This window comes from Nocardia sp., assembly GCF_025465275.1.
In the GTDB taxonomy this organism is placed as follows: Bacteria; Actinomycetota; Actinomycetes; order Mycobacteriales; family Mycobacteriaceae; genus Nocardia.
Map to the genome: position 1 here is coordinate 19707 of NZ_JAODNK010000063.1, position 21367 is coordinate 41073.

17 protein-coding genes and 3 pseudogenes are annotated in these 21367 nt (G+C 66.9%); 11 read left to right on the plus strand and 9 right to left on the minus strand.

Annotation, left to right across the window (positions count from 1 at the left end; translation table 11 throughout):
* Positions 1–87: 87 nt before the first annotated feature.
* Positions 88–1401: an L-lysine 6-transaminase gene (gene lat, locus JWN03_RS14310; RefSeq protein WP_297614660.1), complete on the minus strand. Its 1314-nt coding sequence runs from the start codon at positions 1399–1401 to the stop codon at positions 88–90.
* Positions 1402–1507: 106 nt separating this feature from the next.
* Positions 1508–1960, minus strand: coding sequence for an Lrp/AsnC family transcriptional regulator (locus JWN03_RS14315; protein ID WP_067562135.1), 453 nt, complete (start codon positions 1958–1960; stop codon positions 1508–1510).
* An 82-nt stretch (positions 1961–2042) separates the two neighbouring features.
* On the opposite strand from JWN03_RS14315, the gene amaB reads away from it, so the two are divergent.
* Positions 2043–3572, plus strand: a complete 1530-nt coding sequence (gene amaB, locus JWN03_RS14320; protein WP_297614562.1) for an L-piperidine-6-carboxylate dehydrogenase — start codon at positions 2043–2045, stop codon at positions 3570–3572.
* A 132-nt stretch (positions 3573–3704) separates the two neighbouring features.
* On the opposite strand, the gene JWN03_RS14325 is transcribed toward amaB, so the two are convergent.
* Positions 3705–4556 (minus strand): SDR family oxidoreductase, encoded by an 852-nt coding sequence (locus tag JWN03_RS14325; RefSeq protein ID WP_297614564.1) that lies wholly within the window; start codon positions 4554–4556, stop codon positions 3705–3707.
* 70 nt (positions 4557–4626) lie between these two features.
* The gene (locus JWN03_RS14330; RefSeq protein ID WP_297614566.1) at positions 4627–5586 is read right to left on the minus strand and encodes a patatin-like phospholipase family protein; all 960 of its coding nucleotides are present in this window, start codon (positions 5584–5586) and stop codon (positions 4627–4629) included.
* Between the two features lie 89 nt (positions 5587–5675).
* On the opposite strand from JWN03_RS14330, the gene JWN03_RS14335 reads away from it, so the two are divergent.
* Positions 5676–6275 (plus strand): TetR/AcrR family transcriptional regulator, encoded by a 600-nt coding sequence (locus tag JWN03_RS14335; RefSeq protein ID WP_297614568.1) that lies wholly within the window; start codon positions 5676–5678, stop codon positions 6273–6275.
* 12 nt (positions 6276–6287) lie between these two features.
* Here JWN03_RS14335 and JWN03_RS14340 read toward each other — a convergent pair whose 3' ends face one another.
* Complete coding sequence (locus tag JWN03_RS14340) at positions 6288–6833, minus strand: histidine phosphatase family protein (RefSeq protein WP_297614570.1); 546 nt, start codon at positions 6831–6833, stop codon at positions 6288–6290.
* Positions 6834–7069: 236 nt separating this feature from the next.
* Here JWN03_RS14340 and JWN03_RS14345 point away from each other — a divergent pair.
* The 4 genes and pseudogenes from JWN03_RS14345 to JWN03_RS14355 form a co-directional block, all read left to right on the plus strand.
* Positions 7070–11002 (plus strand): annotated as a pseudogene (locus JWN03_RS14345) (ATP-dependent helicase); the annotation flags it as partial.
* A gap of 147 nt (positions 11003–11149) precedes the next feature.
* Positions 11150–12157, plus strand: a pseudogene (locus tag JWN03_RS45805) (Lhr family helicase); the annotation flags it as partial.
* Between the two features lie 15 nt (positions 12158–12172).
* Entirely contained in the window at positions 12173–12946 is a 774-nt protein-coding gene (locus JWN03_RS14350; RefSeq protein WP_297614574.1) for a DNA-formamidopyrimidine glycosylase family protein, read from the plus strand.
* A 168-nt stretch (positions 12947–13114) separates the two neighbouring features.
* Positions 13115–13330 (plus strand): hypothetical protein, encoded by a 216-nt coding sequence (locus JWN03_RS14355; RefSeq protein WP_297614576.1) that lies wholly within the window; start codon positions 13115–13117, stop codon positions 13328–13330.
* Positions 13331–13360: 30 nt separating this feature from the next.
* Here JWN03_RS14355 and JWN03_RS14360 read toward each other — a convergent pair whose 3' ends face one another.
* Entirely contained in the window at positions 13361–13609 is a 249-nt protein-coding gene (locus tag JWN03_RS14360) for a hypothetical protein (RefSeq protein ID WP_297614578.1), read from the minus strand.
* Positions 13610–13884: 275 nt separating this feature from the next.
* On the opposite strand from JWN03_RS14360, the pseudogene JWN03_RS45810 reads away from it, so the two are divergent.
* From JWN03_RS45810 to JWN03_RS14370, 3 genes and pseudogenes are all read left to right on the plus strand, one after another.
* Positions 13885–13944, plus strand: a pseudogene (locus tag JWN03_RS45810) (hypothetical protein); the annotation flags it as partial.
* Positions 13945–13948: 4 nt separating this feature from the next.
* A complete protein-coding gene (locus JWN03_RS14365; protein WP_297614580.1) occupies positions 13949–14311 on the plus strand; it encodes a Scr1 family TA system antitoxin-like transcriptional regulator in 363 nt (120 codons plus the stop codon).
* A gap of 230 nt (positions 14312–14541) precedes the next feature.
* Entirely contained in the window at positions 14542–15309 is a 768-nt protein-coding gene (locus tag JWN03_RS14370) for a hypothetical protein (protein WP_297614582.1), read from the plus strand.
* Here the strand turns inward: JWN03_RS14370 and JWN03_RS14375 are convergent.
* Together JWN03_RS14375 and JWN03_RS14380 are read right to left on the minus strand one after the other, a co-directional pair.
* Positions 15296–15907, minus strand: a complete 612-nt coding sequence (locus tag JWN03_RS14375) for a TenA family protein (protein ID WP_297614584.1) — start codon at positions 15905–15907, stop codon at positions 15296–15298. The two genes, JWN03_RS14370 and JWN03_RS14375, sit on opposite strands and share 14 nt — an antisense overlap.
* A gap of 28 nt (positions 15908–15935) precedes the next feature.
* Positions 15936–17063 carry a HoxN/HupN/NixA family nickel/cobalt transporter gene (locus tag JWN03_RS14380; RefSeq protein WP_297614586.1) on the minus strand — a complete coding sequence of 376 codons (1128 nt, stop codon included), beginning with the start codon at positions 17061–17063 and terminating at the stop codon, positions 15936–15938.
* 124 nt (positions 17064–17187) lie between these two features.
* Here JWN03_RS14380 and JWN03_RS14385 point away from each other — a divergent pair, with 124 nt between their 5' ends.
* Positions 17188–17694: a Fur family transcriptional regulator gene (locus JWN03_RS14385; protein WP_297614588.1), complete on the plus strand. Its 507-nt coding sequence runs from the start codon at positions 17188–17190 to the stop codon at positions 17692–17694.
* Positions 17695–17799: 105 nt separating this feature from the next.
* Here the strand turns inward: JWN03_RS14385 and glpD are convergent, their stop codons facing one another.
* Positions 17800–19536 carry a glycerol-3-phosphate dehydrogenase gene (glpD, locus tag JWN03_RS14390; protein WP_297614590.1) on the minus strand — a complete coding sequence of 579 codons (1737 nt, stop codon included), beginning with the start codon at positions 19534–19536 and terminating at the stop codon, positions 17800–17802.
* 191 nt (positions 19537–19727) lie between these two features.
* On the opposite strand from glpD, the gene glpK reads away from it, so the two are divergent.
* A complete protein-coding gene (glpK, locus tag JWN03_RS14395; RefSeq protein WP_297614591.1) occupies positions 19728–21224 on the plus strand; it encodes a glycerol kinase GlpK in 1497 nt (498 codons plus the stop codon).
* Positions 21225–21367 lie beyond the last annotated feature (143 nt).

Below are 21367 nucleotides of genomic sequence, written 5' to 3' on the forward strand. Positions count from 1 at the left end.
GGCGAAAAAAATCGGCGCCCGGCCAAGGGTGAGCAGACACGAACCGCCCGGACGGTTCCGGGCGGTTCGAGTAGATCGCCGTGCGGCTCAAGGCAATACGCGGTCCAGTGCGTCGACGGCCTCGTCCAGCTCCGCGACCGTGACGGTGAGCGGCGGCCGGAAACGGATACCGCGCTCCCCCGTGCCGAGGATCAGGACGTGCTCTTCCTCGCGCAGCGCGGTCACCACCGAGTCGCGCAATTGCGCCGTCTCGAGTGTGATGGCGCACATGAGCCCGCGTCCGCGCGGCTCGGTGACTTCGAGACGGGCGTCCGCCAATTCGGTGAGCCGCCCCAGCAGGTGCGTCCCGAGCCGTCCGGCGCGCTCCACGAGTCCCTCGTGCTCGATCACCTCGAGAATGCGGCGGGAGCGCACCATATCGGTGAGATTCCCACCCCAGGTGGAGTTGAGCCGTGAACTGACGTGGAAAACATTGTCGGGCACCTCGTCGATGCGCCCGCCGGCCATGATCCCGCACACCTGGGTCTTCTTGCCGAAGGCCACCACGTCCGGCTCCAGGCCGAGTTGCTGATAGGCCCACACACTGCCGGTCATGCCGACGCCGGTCTGCACCTCGTCGAGGATGAACAGGGCGTCGTTGTCGTGGCAGAGCTGCTGCATGGCCCGCAGGAATTGCGGGCGCAGATGCCGGTCGCCGCCCTCGCCCTGAATGGGTTCGGCAATGAAACACGCTATGTCGTGCGGGTTTTCGGCGAAGGCGCGCGCGGCCTGGTCGAGGGCGTGCCGTTCGGCCGCCTCGATATCCGGGTGATCGGTGCCCACGTACGGGGTGTCGATGCGCGGCCAGCCGAACTTCGGGAACCTGTCGGTCTTGACCGGATCGGTATTGGTCAGCGACAGCGTGTACCCGGTGCGGCCGTGGAACGCACCGGTCAGATGCAGCACCTTGGTGCCGAGTTCCGGTGCGCGCCCGTGCATTTCATTGTGCCGGGACTTCCAGTCGAAGGCCGCCTTGAGCGCGTTCTCGACCGCCAGCGCGCCACCGTCGATGAAGAACAGGTGCGGTAGCCGCGGATCGCCGAGGACACGCGCGAAAGTGTCCACGAAGCGCGCCATTTCGACGGTGTAGACGTCGGAGTTGCTGGGCTTGTTGAGGGCCGCGGCGGCGAGATTCGCCAGGAAGTGACGGTCACCGGTCAGCGCCGGATGGTTCATGCCCAGCGCCGAGGAGGCGAAGAAGCCGAACATATCCAGGTAGGCCGAGCCGTCGAGCGCGTCGACAAGTCTTCGACCGCTGGACTTTTGCAGGTCCAGCACCAGATCGAAGCCGTCGGCGAGGATGCTCGCGGACAGGATTTCATGCACCCGGGCGGGGGTGACCAACTCACGTCGAGTTTTCAGCGTTTCGGCAACCGCCCCGAGCCGATCGAATTCGAGGGTCACTCCCCCAGGGTAAGGGAATCTTTACGGTTTTGTCCGTAAATTTCGAAGTAATTACGAGTGAGATCTACTTGTCATAGAATGTCTGCAGAATGATGGTGCTTCGAGTCCGGACGTTGGCCGTCGCGCGAATCTCCTGCAGCAGCTGCTCCAGATGCCGGGGCGAGGCGACACGCACCAGCAGCATGTAGCTCTCGTCACCGGCCACCGAGTGGCAGGCTTCGATGCCGGGGATGTGCTGCAGCAGCGCGGGCGCATCATCGGGCTGCGACGGGTCGAGAGGAGTGATGGCTACGAATGCCGACAGCATCTGCCCCAGGGCTTCCGGATCGACATTGGCTGTGTAGCCGCGGATCACGCCTCGCGCCTCCAGCCGCCGGACTCGCGACTGCACCGCGGAGACCGACAGATTGGCCTTCTCGGCCAGATTCGACAATGTGGCGCGGCCATCGGCAATCAGCTCGCGGATCAGCAGACGATCGATGTCGTCGAGTTGTGGTTTCGCCGGTGTATCCGCCATCAGCGAAGGCTAACGCAGCGAACCGAACTCGTGGCCGGAACCCATCACCCGGCGCATGCCGCTATCGAGCAGGGAGCAGTCGATGACGCCCGCACTGACCGCAGACATCACACCTGAACTGCGCACCCGCACGGAGGCGCTACTACGCGGCCTCGGCGTGGAATCACCCGAACCGGGCGCACTCTCGGCTCGTACGCCGATCACCGGCGGCGATCTGACCAGCCTGCGAGCGAGTACTACCGACGAGGTGGACAGCGCCATCGGGCGGGCCGCCGCCGCTTTCGACGGCTGGCGCACGGTGCCCGCGCCGCAGCGTGCGGCCGTGGTCCGGCGGCTGGCGCAGCTGCTCACCGAACACCAGGCTGAGCTGGGCGAACTGGTCACTCTCGAAGCCGGGAAGATCGGTGCGGAGGCCCGCGGCGAAGTCCAGGAAATGATCGATATCTGCGAGTTCGCCATCGGCTTGTCGCGGCAGCTGTACGGGCGCACCATGCCGTCGGAGCGCCCCGGGCACCGGCTCATGGAGACCTGGCATCCGCTGGGTGTGGTGGGCGTGATCTCGGCCTTCAATTTCCCGGTCGCGGTGTGGGCGTGGAATACCGCGCTCGCGCTGGTGTGCGGGGACACCGTGGTGTGGAAACCGTCGGAGACGACACCGCTGACGGCGCTGGCCTGCCATACGCTGCTGCGCCGGGCGGCGGTGGACGTGGGTGCGAATCCCGAAGTGCACCAGCTTATTCAGGGTGCGGTCGAGGTCGGCGAGCAGCTGGTCGACGATGCGCGGGTGGCGCTGGTCAGCGCGACCGGATCGGTGCGGATGGGCCGGACCGTCGCACCGCGCGTGGCCGCGCGCTTCGGCCGCTGCCTGTTGGAGCTGGGTGGCAATAACGGTGCGGTGGTGACACCTTCGGCTGATCTGGATCTTGCCGCGCGGGGCATCGTGTTCTCGGCGGCAGGCACCGCGGGGCAGCGGTGCACCTCGCTGCGGCGGCTGATCGTGCATGTGGATGTGGCCGGGCCGCTGCTGGATCGCATCGCCTCCGCGTATCGCCAACTGCACGTGGGTAATCCGCTCGATGACGGTGTGCTGGTCGGGCCGCTGATCAATGGCCGGGCGTACACGGGCATGCAGGAGGCGCTGCGGCGCGCTCAGGAGGACGGCGGTGAATTGATCTGCGGTGGTGAACGAGTCGAGGGCTTCGGCGAGGATGCGTACTACGTCCGCCCGGCTATCGTCCGCATGCCGGCGCAGAGCGCGGTGGTCCGCGAGGAGACCTTCGCGCCGATCCTCTACGTCCTCACCTACCGCGATCTCGATGCCGCCATCGACCTGCACAATGGTGTCCCGCAGGGCCTTTCGTCGGCGATCTTCACGCAGAACCAGCGTGAGGCCGAACGTTTCCTGGCCGCCGACGGCTCCGACTGCGGTATCGCCAATGTCAATATCGGCACCTCGGGCGCGGAGATCGGCGGCGCCTTCGGCGGCGAGAAGCAGACCGGCGGCGGCCGCGAATCCGGTTCGGACTCCTGGAAGTCCTATATGCGCCGCGCCACCAACACGGTCAACTACTCCACCGAACTTCCGCTGGCCCAAGGTATTCGGTTCGAGTAGGCGGCTCACCCGGTCGGTGATACACCCCGCACAGAGGCTCGTCCCAGACGAGGGTGACTGACTCGTGCGGAGGTCCGCTGCACGGCAACGGCCCGAACCCCCCTACGGTTCGGGCTGTTCGATGGTTCGGCGTCAGTCGCGGTCGTCGGTGGCGATGGCGCGGATCTGGGCCTCGTACTGGGCGCGGGTCGTTTCATCGGAGGGGTGCAGCGCACGGTCGCCGTTGATGAGGCGGCGGACCAGGCGGATGGCGGGCTCCGGTGTCGCGGCGAAGAGGGCGTCGATGGGGCCGAGGTAGTTCGGTACGGCGACCTCGGCCTTGCGGGTGCGGACGGTGTTGACGACGGCGGCTGCCACGTCTTCGGGCTCGACGGTGGGCATTCCCGCACCGAGTGCGAGGCCGGAGGACAGGCGGGTGCGGACGGCCGACGGCATGACGGTGCTGACGCTGACGCCGTACGGCGCGAACTCCAAACGGGTTGCGGCGGAAAGGCCTACGGCCGCGAACTTGCTGGCGTTGTAGACGGCCAGGCCCGGGATCGGGATCTTGCCGGCGAGCGAGGCGACATTCACGATGTGCCCCTGGCCGCGCTCGACCATGGCGGGCGCGACGGCGCGCATGCCGTGGATGAGCCCCCACACATTGACGTCGATGGTGGTGTGGCCCACGGCATCCGGTTCGTCCAGGAAGGCACCGGCGGGCATGACACCGGCATTGTTGACCAGGATGTCGATGCGGCCGAAGTCGGCGACGACCTTGTCCCACTGCTCGCGATTGCGCACATCCAGCTCGAATGCCTTCGCCCCCAGGGCGGCTGCGGTGGCCTGGGCGGCGGTCGTGTCCACATCCGCGATGGCCACCTCAGCGCCTTTGCTGATGAACAGCTCGGCGGTGCACTGGCCGATGCCGCGGCCCGCGCCGGTGATCAGCACCCGCGCACCGTTGAGATCGATTGCCGGGTAGTTCTTTCCGAGAATGGTCATGCTGTTTCCTTTTTCGCGTGAGTGGAGCCCTGCATGGTTACGCTTCGCTGCCGCCTCCGGGCTTGACCACTCACGCGAAGACTCCTTGCTCCATGGCCTTGCGGGTGCTGCGCAGGCTGTGTTCGAAAGTGGCGAGACGGCGGCGGCCGTCCATGAAATTGGGGCCCATGACCTCGAGGTCCTCGGCGGTGGCGTCCAGGCGCAGCACCTTGGTGCCGCCGGCGCGCAGCAGGGCGATCTCGGCATCGAGCTTCTCGCTCATGCGATTTCGCATCTGCCGCTCGAGGAAGTGACCTGCGCTGGTCGCGGGCAGCCGGCCGGTGGAGGCCATCGGCGCGAGCACCACCACCTCGTCGAGCTGCGCCGGGATGAGCAGATCCACCGAGGCGGTGGAGGCCGCGCCGCCGTCGATGAAGGTGCTGCCCGCGATCGGCACGGCCGGGAACCAGCCGGGGACGCCCCACGAAGCCCGCAGTGCCGCACCGAGACTCGCGTCAGGTGCGGAGGGTGAGCCGAAGGCCACGCGCTCACCGGTGGCGGCGTTCATGGACACCAGCCAGGTGGCGGGATGCGGCACCCAGCTGCGGTCCGGATTCAGCCGGTCCGCGAGGCGCTGCAGCCAGGCGGCGTCACCGCTGCCCTGCGGGAGCAGGCCGCTGCCGGCGGTCAGCAGGGCGTGGCCGTTGCCGGGGCGGGCGAGCAGTTCACGTACCGCACGGGCAGGCGCGCCGAGGCGGGCATGCGGCAGCGGCGGGAAACGCCCGGGCTCGCAGCGCATATGGGCGGTCAGGATCGGGTTGGTGGAGGTGCCGTCCTGCATGGCCACCAGCTCGTCGACGCCGATGCCGCTGCCGAGCATGGTCAGCATTTCGGCGCCGGCCGAGGTGCCGATCATGACGTCGGCTTCGCGGGGATCCCAGTTCAGCACGTCGCGCGCGGCGGCCAGCGCCGCCACGATCCACGCCGCGCCGAGGGTGCCGCCGCAGCCGATGGCCAGGCCACGTCGATGTGACCCGTTCCTGTTACTCATGGTTTCGAACACTACCGCCTCCACCTCCCTGCGGCTAGATTCCAGATACCGATGGTATCCCAAATCTTTCAGTACATAGAATCACTCCCATGGCACGACTGACCCGGTCCGAGAGCCAGGCCCGCACCCGCACGGACCTGCTGGTGACCGCGCGCGACCTGTTCCTCACCGAGGGGTACGCCAAAACCAGCCTGGAGCGGGTCGCCGAGGAGGCCGGGTACTCCAAGGGCGCGGTGTACTCGAACTTCAAGACCAAATCGGCCCTGTGCCTGGAAGTGCTGGGACTCATCCACGAGACCAAGTTCGGCGAGGTCACCGAACTGATCGAGGGCGAGGACAGCCTCGAGGCGCGGTTGGAGCGCTTTCAGAGCTGGGCCGAGCGCACGCTCGGCGATATCGGGTGGACCATGCTCGAATTCGAATTCGCCATCGTGGCGCGCGATGATCCGGCGCTGCAGGCCGCCCTCGTCTCCAGCCTGGGATTGGTACGCGGCACCGTCGCGGCGCAATTGCAGGTGCTGGCGGATTCCACGGGCCTCACGCTGCCGCTACCCGCCGAGGACGCGGCGACCGCCGTCCTGAGCCTCGGTCTGGGTCTCGGCATTCAGCGCGCCATCGATCCGAGTCTGTCCGCGCGGTTGATCACCGATGCGGTGCGGGCCATGGTGCGCAGCGAGCTCAGCACCTGATCGGCCTGCGACTCACGGCCGGAAGTGCAGGGTCCATTCGCCGCGATAGTGCAGCCGCGTCACGCTGACCGGGGGAACGTCTATGCGCCAGAACGATTTTGCGGGCGCGTCGAGGGTGACGAGCAGGGCGGCGCGGATGATCGCGGGGTGGGTGATGGCAATGGTGGGCTCGCCCTCGACCGCGATATCGGCCATCCATTCGCCGGTTCGCTCGACCACATCGGCCACCGATTCGCCGCCGTGGCCGCGATAACCCGGATCGGTGAGCCAGAGGTAGAGGTCCTCCTTGGGGACCGACATGAGCTCGCCGCCGCGCCAGGCTCCGGCATCCAGATCACGTAGTCGCGAATCCTCGTCGCCCGTGAGGCCCATGACGGTGGCGGTCTCGACGGCCCGGCGTTCGGGGGCGGTCAGCACCCGGGCGGCATGCAGGCGGCCACAGGCGGCGACCGCGCGGCGACCGGCCTCGGTGAGCGGTTCGTCGACCGGAAATCGTGCTTTGCGCATCGCCTCGGTCATCCCGTGACTGACCAGATCGAGTCGGAGCACCTTCTGCACCGTTCGAACCTTACGCGCGGCGAAAGCGCCCGTATGGCGTTTATTTGCCTCCGCTTCGCTACGGCTGTTCGCGGCCCCTGATGTCTCGTTCTTCCCTCCTCCGCTCCTCCGCTTCGCTCCCCGCTCCGTCAGTCCAGAACGAGACGGGCCGCGAACCTGGGGTGGATGCAGACGGGGTCCTTTGATCACTGTGGGTGCCGCTAATGAGTGTCGGTGGGCCGGTGCAGACTGGGGCGATGGATCGGTTCTCTCCCGCCACCCGACAGTGGTTCGACGGCGCCTTCCCGGCGCCGACCGCCGCACAGCTGGGGGCCTGGCAGGCCATTGCGGCGGGCGAGCACACCCTGGTCGTCGCGCCCACCGGGTCGGGTAAGACGCTGTCGGCATTCCTGTGGGCCATCGACCGGCTGGCCACCCGGGAGCCGGCGCCGCCGAAGGCGAAGGGTGAGAAGCGCAAGACCTCGGTGCTGTACATCTCGCCACTGAAGGCGCTGGCGGTGGATGTGGAGCGGAATCTGCGGGCGCCGCTGGTGGGGATCACGCAGACGGCCAAGCGGCTGGAATTGCCGGTGCCGGAGATCAGTGTGGGTGTGCGGTCCGGCGATACCAGTCCGGCCGATCGGCGCGGGTTGCTGCGCACGCCGCCGGACATTCTGATCACCACGCCGGAATCGCTGTTCCTCATGCTCACCTCGGCGGCGCGGGAGACGCTGAGCGAGGTGCACACCGTGATCGTGGATGAGGTGCATGCCATTGCCGGGTCCAAACGCGGTGCGCACCTGGCACTTTCGCTGGCTCGGCTGGATGCACTGCGTTCGGGATCGCCGGCTTTCGAACGTCCGGCGCAACGGATCGGGCTGTCGGCGACGGTGCGGCCGCCTGCCGAGGTGGGTCGGTTCCTGGTCGGTAGCGCACCGATCACGATTGTGAATCCGCCCTCGCCCAAGACGTTCGATCTGTCGGTCCGGGTGCCGGTGGCGGATATGACCGAACCCGATGCGGGTGGCGAGGATTCGGATCAGCCGGGCTCCATCTGGCCGCATGTGGACGAGGCCATCGTTGATCTGGTGCTCGAGTATCGGTCCTCCATCGTGTTCGCGAATTCGCGGCGGCTGGCCGAGCGGCTGACCGCACGCTTGAACGAGGAGTACGCCGGGCGCATCGGCGCGGAAGTGGACACCGAGCATGCGCCGCCCGCGCAATTGGGTGCGTCCACCGAGGTGATTCACGGTGCGCCACCGCTGCTGGCGCGCGCGCATCACGGCTCGGTGAGCAAGGAACAGCGGGCGCTCATCGAGGATGACCTCAAGAGTGGCCGGCTGCGCTGTGTGGTCGCCACCAGCAGCCTGGAGCTCGGAATCGATATGGGCGCGGTCGAATTGGTGGTGCAGGTGGAGGCGCCGCCCTCGGTTGCCAGCGGCCTGCAGCGAGTGGGCCGGGCCGGGCATCAGGTCGGTGAGATCTCGCGCGGGGTGATCTTCCCGAAGCATCGGACCGATGTCATCCACTGCGCGGTGGCATCGCAGCGCATGACCGCCGGGCAGATCGAGGAACTGAAGATTCCGCTGCATCCGCTCGATATCCTCGCCCAGCAAACTGTCGCGGCGTGCGCTCTGGAGGCCATCGACGCCGAAACCTGGTTCGACACCGTACGCAGCACAGGAAGCTATGGCGCCCTCCCCCGTTCGGCCTACGACTCGGTGCTGGATCTGCTGGCCGGCCGCTACCCCTCCGACGAATTCGCCGAGCTCCGCCCCCGCATCGTGTGGGACCGCGACGCCGGCACCCTCACCGGCCGTCCGGGCGCCCAGCGGCTGGCCGTCACCTCCGGCGGCGCCATTCCCGACCGCGGCTTGTTCCCGGTCTTCATGGTCGGCGAAAAGGCCTCCCGGGTAGGCGAACTCGACGAGGAAATGGTCTACGAATCGCGCGTAGGCGATATCTTCGCCCTCGGCGCCACCAGCTGGCGCATAGAAGAAATCACCTTCGACCGAGTCCTCGTCACCCCGGCCTTCGGCCTCCCCGGCCGACTCCCCTTCTGGCACGGCGACTCCCTCGGCCGCCCCGCCGAATTGGGCGCAGCCCTGGGCGAATTCGTCCGCACCGCCGGCAAAGCGGTGGAGCAGCACGGCACGGAGGCGGTGCGCTCGACTACCGCGCCGGTCCCGGTCAGCGCCGCCGACCCCGTCGAACTCGGCACGGTGCTGCAGGAGCTCACGCGCGACGCTGAAACCAAGGGCTCCCGAAGCAAGCGAAATGGGCAGGGCGGCAGCAAGTCCGCTGGTCGCGCGAAGGCCGCTCGACCCGAAACCGAGTTGGAGCGGGTTACTTCGGCGGCCGGGCTGGATTCGAATGCGACGGCGAATTTGGTTGCGCTGCTACAAGAGCAGCGGGCGGCTACGGGGCAGTTGCCGACGGATCGGACGCTGCTGGTGGAGCGGTTCCGGGATGAGCTCGGGGACTGGCGGGTGGTATTGCATTCGCCGTACGGGTTGCCGGTGCATGCGCCGTGGGCGCTGGCGGTGGGAGCTCGGTTGCGGGAGCGGTTCGGGGTGGATGCGGCGCCCACGGCTTCCGATGACGGGATTGTGGTGCGCTTGCCGGACACCACGGATGAGCCGCCGGGGGCGGAGTTGTTCGTATTCGAGCCGGATGAGATCGACGATGTGGTGACCGAGCAGGTGGGTGGGTCGGCGCTGTTCGCCTCGCGGTTCCGGGAGTGTGCGGCGCGGGCGCTGCTGCTGCCGCGCCGGGATCCGGGGAAGCGGGCACCGCTGTGGCAGCAGCGGCAGCGGGCCGCGCAATTGCTGGATGTGGCAAGGAAATTCCCGGACTTTCCGATCCTGCTGGAGACGGTGCGGGAGTGCCTGCAGGATGTGTACGACCTGCCTTCGCTGCGACATCTGCTGGGCCGGGTGGCGCGCAGGCAGGTGCGATTGGTGGAGGTCGAGACGGCTACGCCGTCGCCGTTCGCGAATTCGCTGCTGTTCGATTACATCGGGCAGTTCATGTACGAGGGCGACAGTCCGCTCGCGGAGCGCCGGGCGGCGGCGCTGTCGCTGGACTCCAGCCTGCTCGCGGAACTGCTGGGCCGGGTGGAACTGCGCGAACTCCTGGATGCCGCGGTCCTGGAGCAGACCGCGCGGGAATTGCAGCGGCTGACACCGGAGCGGCATGCGCGGGATATGGAAGGGCTGGCCGATCTCTTGCGGCTGCTCGGGCCGCTCACCGCCGAGGAGGCCGCCGAGCGCTGCACCGATGATCCGCGGTCGTGGTTCGCCGAGCTGGTGAAAGCTCATCGGGCCCTGGAGGTTTCCTTCGCGGGCTCGCGGTGGTGGGTGGCGGTCGAGGATGCGGCCCGGCTGCGGGATGCCCTGGGTGTGCCGCTGCCCATCGGTGTTCCGGCCGCCTTCATCGAGCCGGTCGCCGATCCGCTCGGCGATCTGATCGGCCGATATGCCCGCACGCACGGACCGTTCACGCTGACCGCGGCCGCACAGCGATTCGGGCTGGGCACGGCCGTGGTCGCCACCGGCCTGCATCGACTGGCCCTCGAAAAACGTGTGGTGGAAGGCGAATTCACCCCCGGTTCGGCCGGCGCCGAATGGTGCGACAGCGAGGTACTGCGCCGCCTGCGCCGCCGTTCCCTGGCAGCGGCCCGCAAGGAGGTGGAGCCGGTCGCCACCGCCGCCCTGGCCCGCTTCCTCCCGGCCTGGCAGCACATCGGCACCGGCGAACTGCGCGGGGTGGACGGCGTCGCCGCCGTGGTGGAACAGCTTGCGGGCGTACCGATCCCGGCCTCCGCCTGGGAATCGCTCATCCTTCCCGCCCGCGTGCGCGACTACTCCCCCGCCATGCTCGACGAACTCATGGCCACCGGCGAGGTGCTCTGGTCCGGCCACGGCTCCATCACCGCCAAAGACGGCTGGCTGGCCCTGCACCCCGCCGACCAGGCCGCCCTCACCCTCCCCCCACCCGACGACCTCGATCTCACCGAAACCCACATCAGCCTCCTGATGGCCCTGGGCGCCACAGTCATCGGCGGCGCCGCACCTCCCGAGGCAGCCGAGCTCGACAGCCCGACCAGCACCGACGACCCCACCGACATTTCCGCAGCCACAAAGCGAGCCGGGCACGAAGCCGACGTCATCGCACCAGATCGCCGTCGTGCGCGGACCGCCGCCGAGGACGCGATCTCCGGGTCGGGCTCAACCTCCGCTTCGAGCTCGGACGCACACTCCGGCGCTCGGTCCGGCTCGGATTCGGGCTCTGGTCGCCGGAGGATCGGCTCGCTCGCAACGGGATCCGGATTTCAGGTGGTGGATACGGCCGGGGGCGGGGCGTACTTCTTCCGGCAGCTGGTTGATGCCAGTGGGATGGAGGACGAGTCGGCGGTGGTTACGGCGCTGTGGGAGTTGGTGTGGGCGGGGTATATCGGCGGGGATACGTTTGCGCCGGTACGGGCGCTGCTGGCGGGGACGGCGCGGACTACGACGGCGCATCGGACGCCTAGGCGGGCGCCGCGGGGGCGGATGTACCTGCCGCGCACAGGGATTCCGGTGCGGACGAGTCCGCCCAGTGTGGCGGGGCGGTGGGCGCTGCTACCCGAGCGGGTGGCCGACAATACGGTGCGCGCGCATGCCACGGCGGATGTGCTGTTGGAGCGGTACGGGGTGCTGACCAAGGGGTCGGTGCAGAGTGAGGGGGTGCGGGGCGGGTTCGCGCTGATGTATCGGGTGCTCACCGAGTTCGAGGATCGGGGGCGGTGCCGGCGCGGGTATTTCGTGGATTCGCTGGGTGGGGCACAGTTTTCGACGACGGATGTGGTGGATCGGCTGCGGTCGTTCGAGAACGACCGGCCGCGCCGCGCCGATGTGGGCGCGAGTTACGCCGGCGAAGGCGAGGGCTACGCCGGCCAGGGCGGGAGCTACTCCGCCGACAGCGCTGGAAAGTCGCTGGTGCTCGCTGCCTGTGATCCGGCGAATTCGTATGGGGCGGCGCTACCTTGGCCGAAGTCGGCCGTCGAGGGCGCGGGGCATCGACCGGGTCGCAAGGCGGGTGCGCTGGTGGTGCTGGTGGACGGCGAGCTAGCGCTGTATCTGGAGCGCGGGGGTAAAACGCTGCTCACCTTCACCGAGGATCCGGCGGCCCGGGCGGCAGCGGCCACGGCCTTGGCGGGGCTGGTGCACGATCGGCGCGTCGATTCGCTGGTCATCGACCGCGTGAACGGTGAGTCCGTGCACGGCAATACCTTCGCCGACTTCCTCACCCAAGCCGGTTTCGCCGCCACCCCCAAGGGTTTCCGACTGCGGAGCCGCCCGTGATCCGGCGACTTCCCCATGCCTGAGGGCGATACCGTTTTCCTGACGGCAGCACGCCTTCGACGTGCCCTGGAGGGAAAGGTGCTGACCCGCAGCGACTTCCGCGTACCGAAGTACGCCACCCTCGACCTGCGCGGCCGGCAGGTGGAGAGTGTCGGCGCCTACGGCAAGCACCTGTTCGTACGCACCCCCGACCTCAGCATTCACACCCATCTGAAGATGGAGGGCGAATGGCGGGTCTACACCCCCGGACAGCGCTGGACCAAGCCGGGTTTCACCGCCCGCCTGATCCTCGCCACCGCCGACTCGGAGGCCGTAGGTTTCGCCCTCGGCCTGGTGGAGGTCCTGCGCCGCCCCGACGAACACACCGCCACCGATCACCTCGGCCCCGATCTACTCGGCCCGAACTGGGATGCGGCAGAAGCAGTACGAAGACTGTCGGAGAAACCCGAACAACCCATCGGCCTGGCCCTACTGGACCAGCGAAACCTCGCAGGCATCGGCAATATCTACCGCAGCGAAATCTGCTTCCTGCGCCGCATCCACCCGGCGACACCGGTCGGCGACATCGCGGACCTACCCGGCCTGGTCACCGAAGCGCACCGCGTACTCACCCAGGCCGCACACCAACCACCGTGGCGCGCACTCGCTTACGGCCGCCAGCGCCGCCCTTGCCGACGCTGCGGCACGAACATGGTCGTCCACCTACTAGCCGACGACCCAGCCCTACCGCGCGCAGACCGCGGCATCTACTTCTGCCCACGCTGCCAGCCCGCACCGCACGGCACCTGATCCAGGTTCAACCGATAGCGGAATTCGCTGCCGGGTAACGACATTCACTACTCTTCGTGGTGTGGAAGCCGGAATCGTCGGCGGCAGGCCGAGGCCCTACACACCCGCGGCCGAATACACCCGCGCCGCACACCTAGCGGCTCAAGCGCGATGCCTCCCATGCAAGCGATGCAGATTGCGAACCGGGACGCGGCGGAACGGGTGCCCATCGGCGACGAGAAGAAGCTCGTCAGGGGCGGACGGGTGCGACCGATCACCGGAAATCCCCCATCGAACGGCAGCCACCACGCCGACGTAGGACAGCAGGAAAACCAGGAGTTGAGCTGGTGCGGGCATGAAAACCCCCTCGAAGCGATGTCGGTTGCGGCATTGGGCGGCAGATAGTCTCGGTGACGCTCGTCAGGGGCGATACAGCTAGCGGTAGTACCGGCCGCGCGCGGAGAGCGTTCTCCGGCCGCGATCGGTGATTTCCCACATGCCGCGCCCACCTCGCTTCCGCCCCATGATCAGCCCGCGCGAAGAGAGCTTCGATACCGCACTTCGGGTGCGCCACAGGGTGAGCGCCGCCGATTTCGCAAGGCTGTCCACTGCGAGAACCCCACCGGGATCGAGTGCTTCCAGCACCGCGATCTGCGCTTGATCGAGCCGGCAAGAGAAGGTCATGCACCGAGGATGTGCCCGCGCCGTTGCTGGAACAGACGGATCCATCGACCTGAGGAAAATCGCGCGAATCCCCAGGTCGTGTTGCGCAATGCGGCCTACTCTCGGTGCATTCCGCAACAAATCTCGGCCCCAGAATGCAACAGGAGGCGAGCGGCCGTGACTGATGAGGACGAACCAGCGGAGACGGATAGCACCCTGCCCCGCAGGCAACTTGGCCGATTTCTCGAGATGCCCGGGAACAGGCCGGGCTTACCGTCGAGCAGGCCGCCACACTGATGGAATGGAACAAATCCACCCTCAGCCGATTAGAACGCGGACTCACCGAAAAGGTCAGAGTCCGTGACGTTCTGGGCTTGTGCCAGGTGTTCGGACTCGACGAGGAGACGATCGCCGCCGCGAAGGCGCTCACAGAGCAGACAGAACATCGAGGTACGGGTGCTCCCCTTCTATGCGGGATTCCCGCTGGGTATGCCGCTGACTCCGTTCACCATCTTTCTGTTCGGGAAGGACGCCCGGGGGAAGCTGTCGGAGCCAACGGTTGTGTTTGCTGAAAGCTTCGCTGGGGCAATGTATTTTGAGCGCCAGATTGAGGTCGGGATATATCGCGAAGCGTTCAAGAAAGTTCAGCGTGCCACGCTGGACACCCGACTCAGCCGAGACTTGATTCGAGAAGTAGCAAGGGAGTACGACAGTGACCGTTGACCTGAACCGAGCCGAATGGATCAAGTCCACCTACAGCGTTGATGACCGAGCAAAATCGGGCTGCTGTCTTACGCACCGTGCCGGACGGTCGTCGCCTGACCGAACCAGGTGAAACAGCCACCCGCAGAAGGTCATTGACCCCGCGGTTTGTTTGCAGATTGCCGCGTGCGGCCGATGCGGTCGGCGCACACTGCCATCGAGGGGGATTCATCTGATCACAAGGCAGTGTTATGACAGACATCGAACCGTTCGATATTCCCGATGCCCCGGGCGATGACGTGGTCGCCATCCCCGAGGACGAGCACGTCACACAGGCCAATGCCGCGAAACTCAAGGCCGTGTACGACAAATGCGTGCAGAAGGGCAAGGACCGGGCCGCCAAGATGGACGCGGTCGCCAGGGCCGCCGGCGCGCGCACCGAAGCGCACATCAAGACCCTTGCCGATCGGAGGGCTCTGTTCGAGAAGTTCTACGGTTCGGCTATGCAAGACTGGCCCAAATCGGCGACCGGGCGGGTCATGCGCACCACGTGGACGGCGGCGACCAAAGATTCCTTCGAATACCTGGCTACTCCGATCCCGGACGAGGGCGCCATCCTGCTCTGGAACGCAGAGCGCGAAGACGGGGAGAAGCTCAGCAATTCCGATATCTTGTTCCATCAGTACCGGCTGGCCGCCTCTGATGAAGCCACCGACAAAGATGTCACCGACTATGTGCTGCCGCTCATGAACTACATGTGGACCGAGAATGCGGGCGCCGGCGAGGCGATCGAGCTCTATCAGTACATGATTCAGCTCAATCCCGCGCGGGACAACACGGTCGCCGTCGGCCCGCGAGTGTCGGGTAGCCCCGACTATTACGCGCTGCTCGGCGCCACCAACGGTTCCGCCCCCACCTATTTGGTCCTGGATCACTGCATGGACCTGGGCATCGCCGGGATCTCGCAGATCGAGGTCGGCCCGCTCACCGATATGACCTACCGGTTCACTCGCAGCTGAACGGCACATCCCAGAACGCGAGTTCGTGGCGCATGCCGGTCAGGAACAGCTCCTCCGCATTGTCGCCGCCCGCTTCGTCGAGCATCTGGGCGCAGCGGGCGGTGAGCGCCGCGAAGCCGGGGTCGGCGTAGGTGTCGATCCAGCGCTGGTAGCGCGGGTCGGCGGGCGGGTTTGCCGCGAGGATGGTGCCGAGCGTCGAATAACCCCACATGCAGGGGTAGAGGGCGGCTAGGCCGTCGGCGTAGTTCGCGGCCGAATCCAGCAGGAACGCAGTGTATTTCGTGCACGGTTCGCCCTTCGCGGCACCGTCGAGGTCGGCGCCGAACTCCGCGGCGAGACTGCGGTGCAGCGAGAGTTCGTCGTGGAAAGTGCCGTGCGCGAGGTCGACCAGGTCGCCGAGGTGGGCGGCGGGGGCCTGCCAGGCGAGGCGGGAGAAGACGCGGACGTAGTCGAGCAGGAACAGATAGTCCTGTTCCAGCCAGGAGCGGAACACCGGCTCGGCGAGGGTGCCTTTCGCGATCCCTGCCACGGTCGGGTGCGCCAGCTGCTCCTCGACCAGCGGGCGGCCGAGCTGCTCCAGATGTGCTGCAAGACTCATACGAGACGTCTCTTCCGATTGCGTGAGTTCAGGTGCTGCTCGGCTGATCTGCGAGTGCGACGGTCCACTTTTCCTCGATGCGGGCGAAGCGCCAGATGAGTAGTGCGGCAAGCCAAGTCAGGATGAAGAGGGCGACTATGACGAAGCCGAGGATATTGAGGTTCAGGCCGCCTATCCAGTCCCAGATGCCGCCGGTCCAGCCGAGTTGGTCGGCGAGGAGGCCGAGCAGTTCGACGGTGCCGATGATGAGGGCTACTGCTACGGACAGACCGGTGATGGTGATGTTGTAGTAGACCTTGCGGACCGGTTTGGAGAAGGCCCAGCCGTAGGCGAAGTTCATGAATGAGCCGTCGATGGTGTCGAGCAGGCTCATGCCGGCGGCGAAAAGGATCGGCAGGCAGAGGATTGCGTACCAGGGCAGTCCGGCGGCGGCGCTGGTGCCGGCCAGGACGAGCAGGGCTACCTCGGTGGCGGTGTCGAAGCCGAGTCCGAAAAGGATGCCTACGGGGTACATCTGCCAGGGCTTGGTGATCGACTTCATGGCTCCGCCGAAGAAGCGGTTCATGAATCCGCGGTTGTCGAGCTGCTTTTCGAGTTCGTCTTCGTCGTATCGGCCCGAGCGCATATTCCGGAATACGCGCAGGATCCCCACCAGGACAACGATATTGATGATCGCGATGATGTAGAGGAACGTGCCGGACACGGTGGTGCCGATCAGCCCGGTGTAGTGGTGCAGCGAGGACGAATCGTCCTGGACCGGTCCGACGACCGCCTTCACCCCGACCGACAGCAGCAGCGCGAGCACGAAGACGACGGTGGAGTGGCCGAGGGAGAAGAAGAATCCCACCGACAGCGGACGCTGCCCGTCGTTCATGAGTTTGCGGGTGGTGTTGTCGATCGCGGAGATGTGATCGGCGTCGAAGGCGTGCCGCAGGCCGAGGGTGTACGCGGTCAAACCGACACCGATGCCGAGGGTCTTGTCACCGAGGCTGAAATGCTGCGGCGCGACAATGGCCACCAGGGTGACCCAGCCGATCACGTGCAGGGCGACGACCACCCCGACCATGGCGGCGACCCGCGCCCATTCCCGGCGGGTCAGTGCCGTGCGGATGGTTTCCAGCCGCGAAGGCTTCCGCCCGATCTCCGTGGTTGTCATGGTGCGCCCTCCCACAGGACCGTTGGAATCGAACGAATCAACGGTAACTTCGCCCCATGCTTGTTGCAACTCGATGGCAACAAGAGGGTTGGCGGCAAACGGCATTGGGCGCAACACTGGTCTCATGACAGGAGCAGGGCACCAGATCGGCGCAGTGGGTTCAGGGACCGCTCCCGGCCATCACGAAGACCGGGTGCGCAGGCTGCTTCGGGAGCACGGATTGCGTTGTACGACACCACGACTGGCGGTGCTGTCCGTCCTGGACATCGACCCGCCCGTCGGACATCTCAGCGCCGGGCAGATCCATCGGCGGCTCGCCGAGCAGGGCCGCGAGGTCGATGTGACCACGGTGTATCGGACGGTATCGACGCTGGTGGAGGTCGGAGTGCTGCATGCGCTGACGCTCGACGAGCACGTCACGACCTACGGTTTGGCCGACCACCCGCACCACCACGCCATCTGCACCCGATGCGCCACCATGATCGAAGTCCCCGCCGACCGATTGAGCACCGCACTGGCCCAAGCCAGCCTGGGCAGCTCGTTCGCCCTCTCCGAGCACGCCGGGCTGACCCTGCACGGCCTGTGCCCGGACTGCCAGCAGGCACACGACGCCACCGCCGGCGTGCATTGATTCCCGCCGGAGCTCCCGACCCTGAGTGCGAGCGATCCGGCCGAGGCGGCCGCGCGTGCGGAGCTCGTCATCAATGCCACGGGCACTCAGTTGTGCTGGCGGAAGCTACTTTTCGACGGGGACCGGCTCCAGGATTTGGGGGCGGGGTTCGGGGGCGGCTATGCGGAGGGCGTCGGCGGAGGCATCGTCGGGTTGGGTCTGGGATTCGATTTCGGCGGTGACTCGGGCTACGTAGGTGGCTATTTCGCGGGCGGTTTCGGCGTCGTCCCAGCCGAGGACCGGGGCGACGAGGCGGGCGACCTGGTCGGCGCAGTCGACGCCGCGGTGCGCGTATTCGATGGAGATGCGGGTGCGGCGGGCAAGGATGTCTTCCAGGTGCAGGGCGGCTTCCGCGGCGGCGGCGTAGACCACCTCGACCTGCAGATAGCCGGGGGACGCTTCGATCGGTTGCAGCAGATCGGGTTTGCCGTCGGCGAGGCCGAGCACCTCGTCGATGAGGGAGCCGTACCTGTTGAGCAGGTGCTGGATTCGGTACGGGTGCACCCCGTATTTCTCGGCCAGGTGCGGGGTCTGATTCAGCAGGGCGTGGTAGCCGTCCGCGCCGAGCAGCGGCACCTTGTCGGTGATGGTGGGCGGCACCTGGCGCGGAATGTCCTGTGCCGCTTCGTCGACGGCGTCGTAGGCCATGACGCGGTAGGTGGTGTACTTACCGCCCGCGATGGCGACCAGGCCCGGTGCGATCCGGGCGACGGCATGCTCACGGGAGAGCTTGGAGGTCTGATCGCTCTCCCCCGCCAGCAGCGGCCGCAGACCCGCGTAGACGCCGGTGATATCGCCATGCGTGAGCGGTGTGACCAGCACCGAATTGACGTGTTCGAGTAGATAGTCGATGTCGTTCTTGGTGGCGGCCGGATGCGCGAGATCCAGATTCCAGTCGGTGTCGGTGGTGCCGATCAACCAGTGATCGGTGCCCCACATGATGACGAACAGTACCGAGGTCGGCGTGCGGAGAATGATCGAGGTGTCGCTGGCAATGCGGTCGCGCGGGACCACAATGTGCACACCCTTGGACGCACGCACATGGAATCGACCGCGCTGATGCGCGAGAGCTTGCAGTTCATCGGTCCACACACCGGTCGCATTGATGACGACACTCGCGCGAACCTCGGTCCGGCGGCCGTCCTCACTGTCGTGCACCCTCACACCCACCACCCGGTCCGCCTCCCGCAGGAAGCCGACCACCTGCGTGGACGTGCGAATGACCGCGCCGTAGTGGGCGGCAGTGCGGGCCAGCGTCATGGTGTGCCGGGCATCGTCGACCACCGTGTCGTAGTACGTGAGCCCGCCGGTGAGCGCATCGCTCTTGAGCGCCGGAGCCAGCCGCAGTGCCCCCGACTTGGTCAGATGATGCTGTCCCGGAACGGATTTAGACCCACCCATGGTGTCGTAGAGGGTCAGGCCGGCGGCCACGTAGGGCCGCTCCCAGCCGTAGTGGGTGAGCGGGTACAGGAATTTCAGCGGCTTCACCAGGTGCGGCGCCAGCTTGGACAACGACAGTTCGCGCTCGTGCAGCGCCTCGCGCACCAGCCCGAACTCCATCATCTCCAGATAGCGCAGGCCGCCGTGGAACATCTTCGACGAGCGACTGGAGGTGCCGGAGGCCAGATCGCGGGCCTCGACTAGCGCGACCTCCAGGCCACGGGTGGCGGCATCGAGGGCGATTCCGGCGCCGACCACGCCACCGCCGATCACCACCACATCGAAGGTGTCCTTGCCCAGCCGTGCCCAGGCCTCCTCGCGCTGCTCGGGGCCCAGAAACTGCGATCGCGGGTTCTTCGTCATGCTCGACTCCTCCGGCCCGCCGCGGTATCGACGATGCGGCGCTCGTATCGATGACGCTCTGGTCGAAGCTCAGCTACTCGGGAGCAACCGTAGTCCACACTAATGGCTCACCGTGCGACCCCGCCCCGTGGTGTCCGTGGCAGCGCGCGTCATGGCGCCGGGCGCGCATTCGCGGCGAGTAGCCTGCTCGAATGCGTCGATATGTGGCTGCCATCGATTCCGGTACGACCTCCAGCCGGTGCATCGTCTTCGATCACCACGGCCTCATAGTGGGGGTCGCGCAACGTGAGCACGAGCAGATCTTCCCGCAGCCGGGCTGGGTCGAGCACGATGCCGAAACCATCTGGCGCAATACCGAACTCGTGATCGCCGAGGTGCTGGAGAAGCTCGGGATCGGCGCGGGCGATATTACCGCGGTCGGTGTCACCAATCAGCGTGAGACCACTGTGGTGTGGGAACGCGCCAGCGGCAAGCCGATTCACAATGCCATCGTCTGGCAGGACACCCGCACCGCCGATCTCACCGTCGAGCTGGCCGGTTCCGACGGCCCGAACCGCTACGCCGACCGCACCGGACTGCCGCTGTCCACCTACTTCGCCGGGCCCAAACTGCGGTGGATCCTCGATCGCGTCCCGGGCGCACGGCAGCGCGCCGAGGACGGGGAGCTCTGCTTCGGCACCATCGACAGCTGGGTGCTGTGGAATCTCACCGGGCAGCACCTCACCGATGTCACCAATGCCTCGCGCACCATGCTGATGGATCTTCGCTCACTGCAATGGGATCCGCAGATCTGCGCCGATTTCGGGGTGCCCATGGCCGTGCTGCCGACCATCCGCAGCTCGTCGGAGGTGTACGGCGACATCACCACCACCGCGCTGGCGGGAGTGCCGATCGCGGGCATTCTCGGCGATCAGCAGGCGGCGACCTTCGGACAGGCCTGCCTGTCGCCCGGTGATACCAAGAACACCTACGGCACCGGCAATTTCATGCTCATGAACACCGGCACCACACCGGTATTCAGTGAGCACGGACTGCTGACCACGGTGTGCTATCGCCTCGGCGACCAACCCGCCGTGTACGCGCTCGAAGGGTCCATCGCCGTCACCGGTTCGCTGGTGCAGTGGCTGCGCGACAACCTGGGGATGATCGGGGCCGCCGAGGAGATCGAGCCGCTCGCCCGCACCGTCGACGACAATGGCGGCTGCTATATCGTCCCGGCCTTCTCCGGCCTCTTCGCCCCGCGCTGGCGGCCCGACGCACGCGGCGTATTCGCCGGCCTCACCCGCTTCGTGAATCGCGGGCACATCGCCCGAGCAGTGTTGGAGGCCACCGCATTCCAGACCCGCGAGGTCATCGACGCCATGCGCGCCGATGCCGCCGCACAACATCTGGACGTCGAAAAAGTGACCCTCAAGGTCGACGGCGGCATGGTGATCAACGAACTGCTCATGCAATTCCAGTCCGACATCCTCGACGCCCCCGTGGTGCGCCCGGTTGTCACCGAAACCACCGCGCTCGGCGCGGCCTACGCCGCCGGACTGGCCGTCGGCTACTGGGCCTCCCCCGACGACATTCGCGACAACTGGGCCGAAGACAAGCGCTGGAACTCGACGATGTCCGACGAAACCCGCGACCACCTCCTCCACGAGTGGAACAAGGCAGTCGAACGCACCTACAACTGGGCCTGAGCCACCGACCAGGAACTGAGGGCGGCGGCCACTCGCACAATGCCGCCACCATTTCCTGATGATCTTGGTGCCCGCGACCAGGCCCGGGCGATGCCCCGGAACGGATGCCCAGCGGACGGATTCCCCTCGTCATCCCGGCGCGC

Coding starts and splice junctions, on each gene's coding strand:
- JWN03_RS14315 (WP_067562135.1), bottom strand. CDS start 1,960: ATGGCGGATACACCGGCGAAACCACAACTCGACGACATCGATCGTCTG.
- amaB (WP_297614562.1), top strand. CDS start 2,043: ATGACGCCCGCACTGACCGCAGACATCACACCTGAACTGCGCACCCGC.
- JWN03_RS14325 (WP_297614564.1), bottom strand. CDS start 4,556: ATGACCATTCTCGGAAAGAACTACCCGGCAATCGATCTCAACGGTGCG.
- JWN03_RS14330 (WP_297614566.1), bottom strand. CDS start 5,586: ATGAGTAACAGGAACGGGTCACATCGACGTGGCCTGGCCATCGGCTGC.
- JWN03_RS14335 (WP_297614568.1), top strand. CDS start 5,676: ATGGCACGACTGACCCGGTCCGAGAGCCAGGCCCGCACCCGCACGGAC.
- JWN03_RS14350 (WP_297614574.1), top strand. CDS start 12,173: ATGCCTGAGGGCGATACCGTTTTCCTGACGGCAGCACGCCTTCGACGT.
- JWN03_RS14355 (WP_297614576.1), top strand. CDS start 13,115: ATGCAGATTGCGAACCGGGACGCGGCGGAACGGGTGCCCATCGGCGAC.
- JWN03_RS14360 (WP_297614578.1), bottom strand. CDS start 13,609: ATGACCTTCTCTTGCCGGCTCGATCAAGCGCAGATCGCGGTGCTGGAA.
- JWN03_RS14370 (WP_297614582.1), top strand. CDS start 14,542: ATGACAGACATCGAACCGTTCGATATTCCCGATGCCCCGGGCGATGAC.
- JWN03_RS14375 (WP_297614584.1), bottom strand. CDS start 15,907: ATGAGTCTTGCAGCACATCTGGAGCAGCTCGGCCGCCCGCTGGTCGAG.
- JWN03_RS14380 (WP_297614586.1), bottom strand. CDS start 17,063: ATGACAACCACGGAGATCGGGCGGAAGCCTTCGCGGCTGGAAACCATC.
- JWN03_RS14385 (WP_297614588.1), top strand. CDS start 17,188: ATGACAGGAGCAGGGCACCAGATCGGCGCAGTGGGTTCAGGGACCGCT.
- glpD (WP_297614590.1), bottom strand. CDS start 19,536: ATGACGAAGAACCCGCGATCGCAGTTTCTGGGCCCCGAGCAGCGCGAG.
- glpK (WP_297614591.1), top strand. CDS start 19,728: ATGCGTCGATATGTGGCTGCCATCGATTCCGGTACGACCTCCAGCCGG.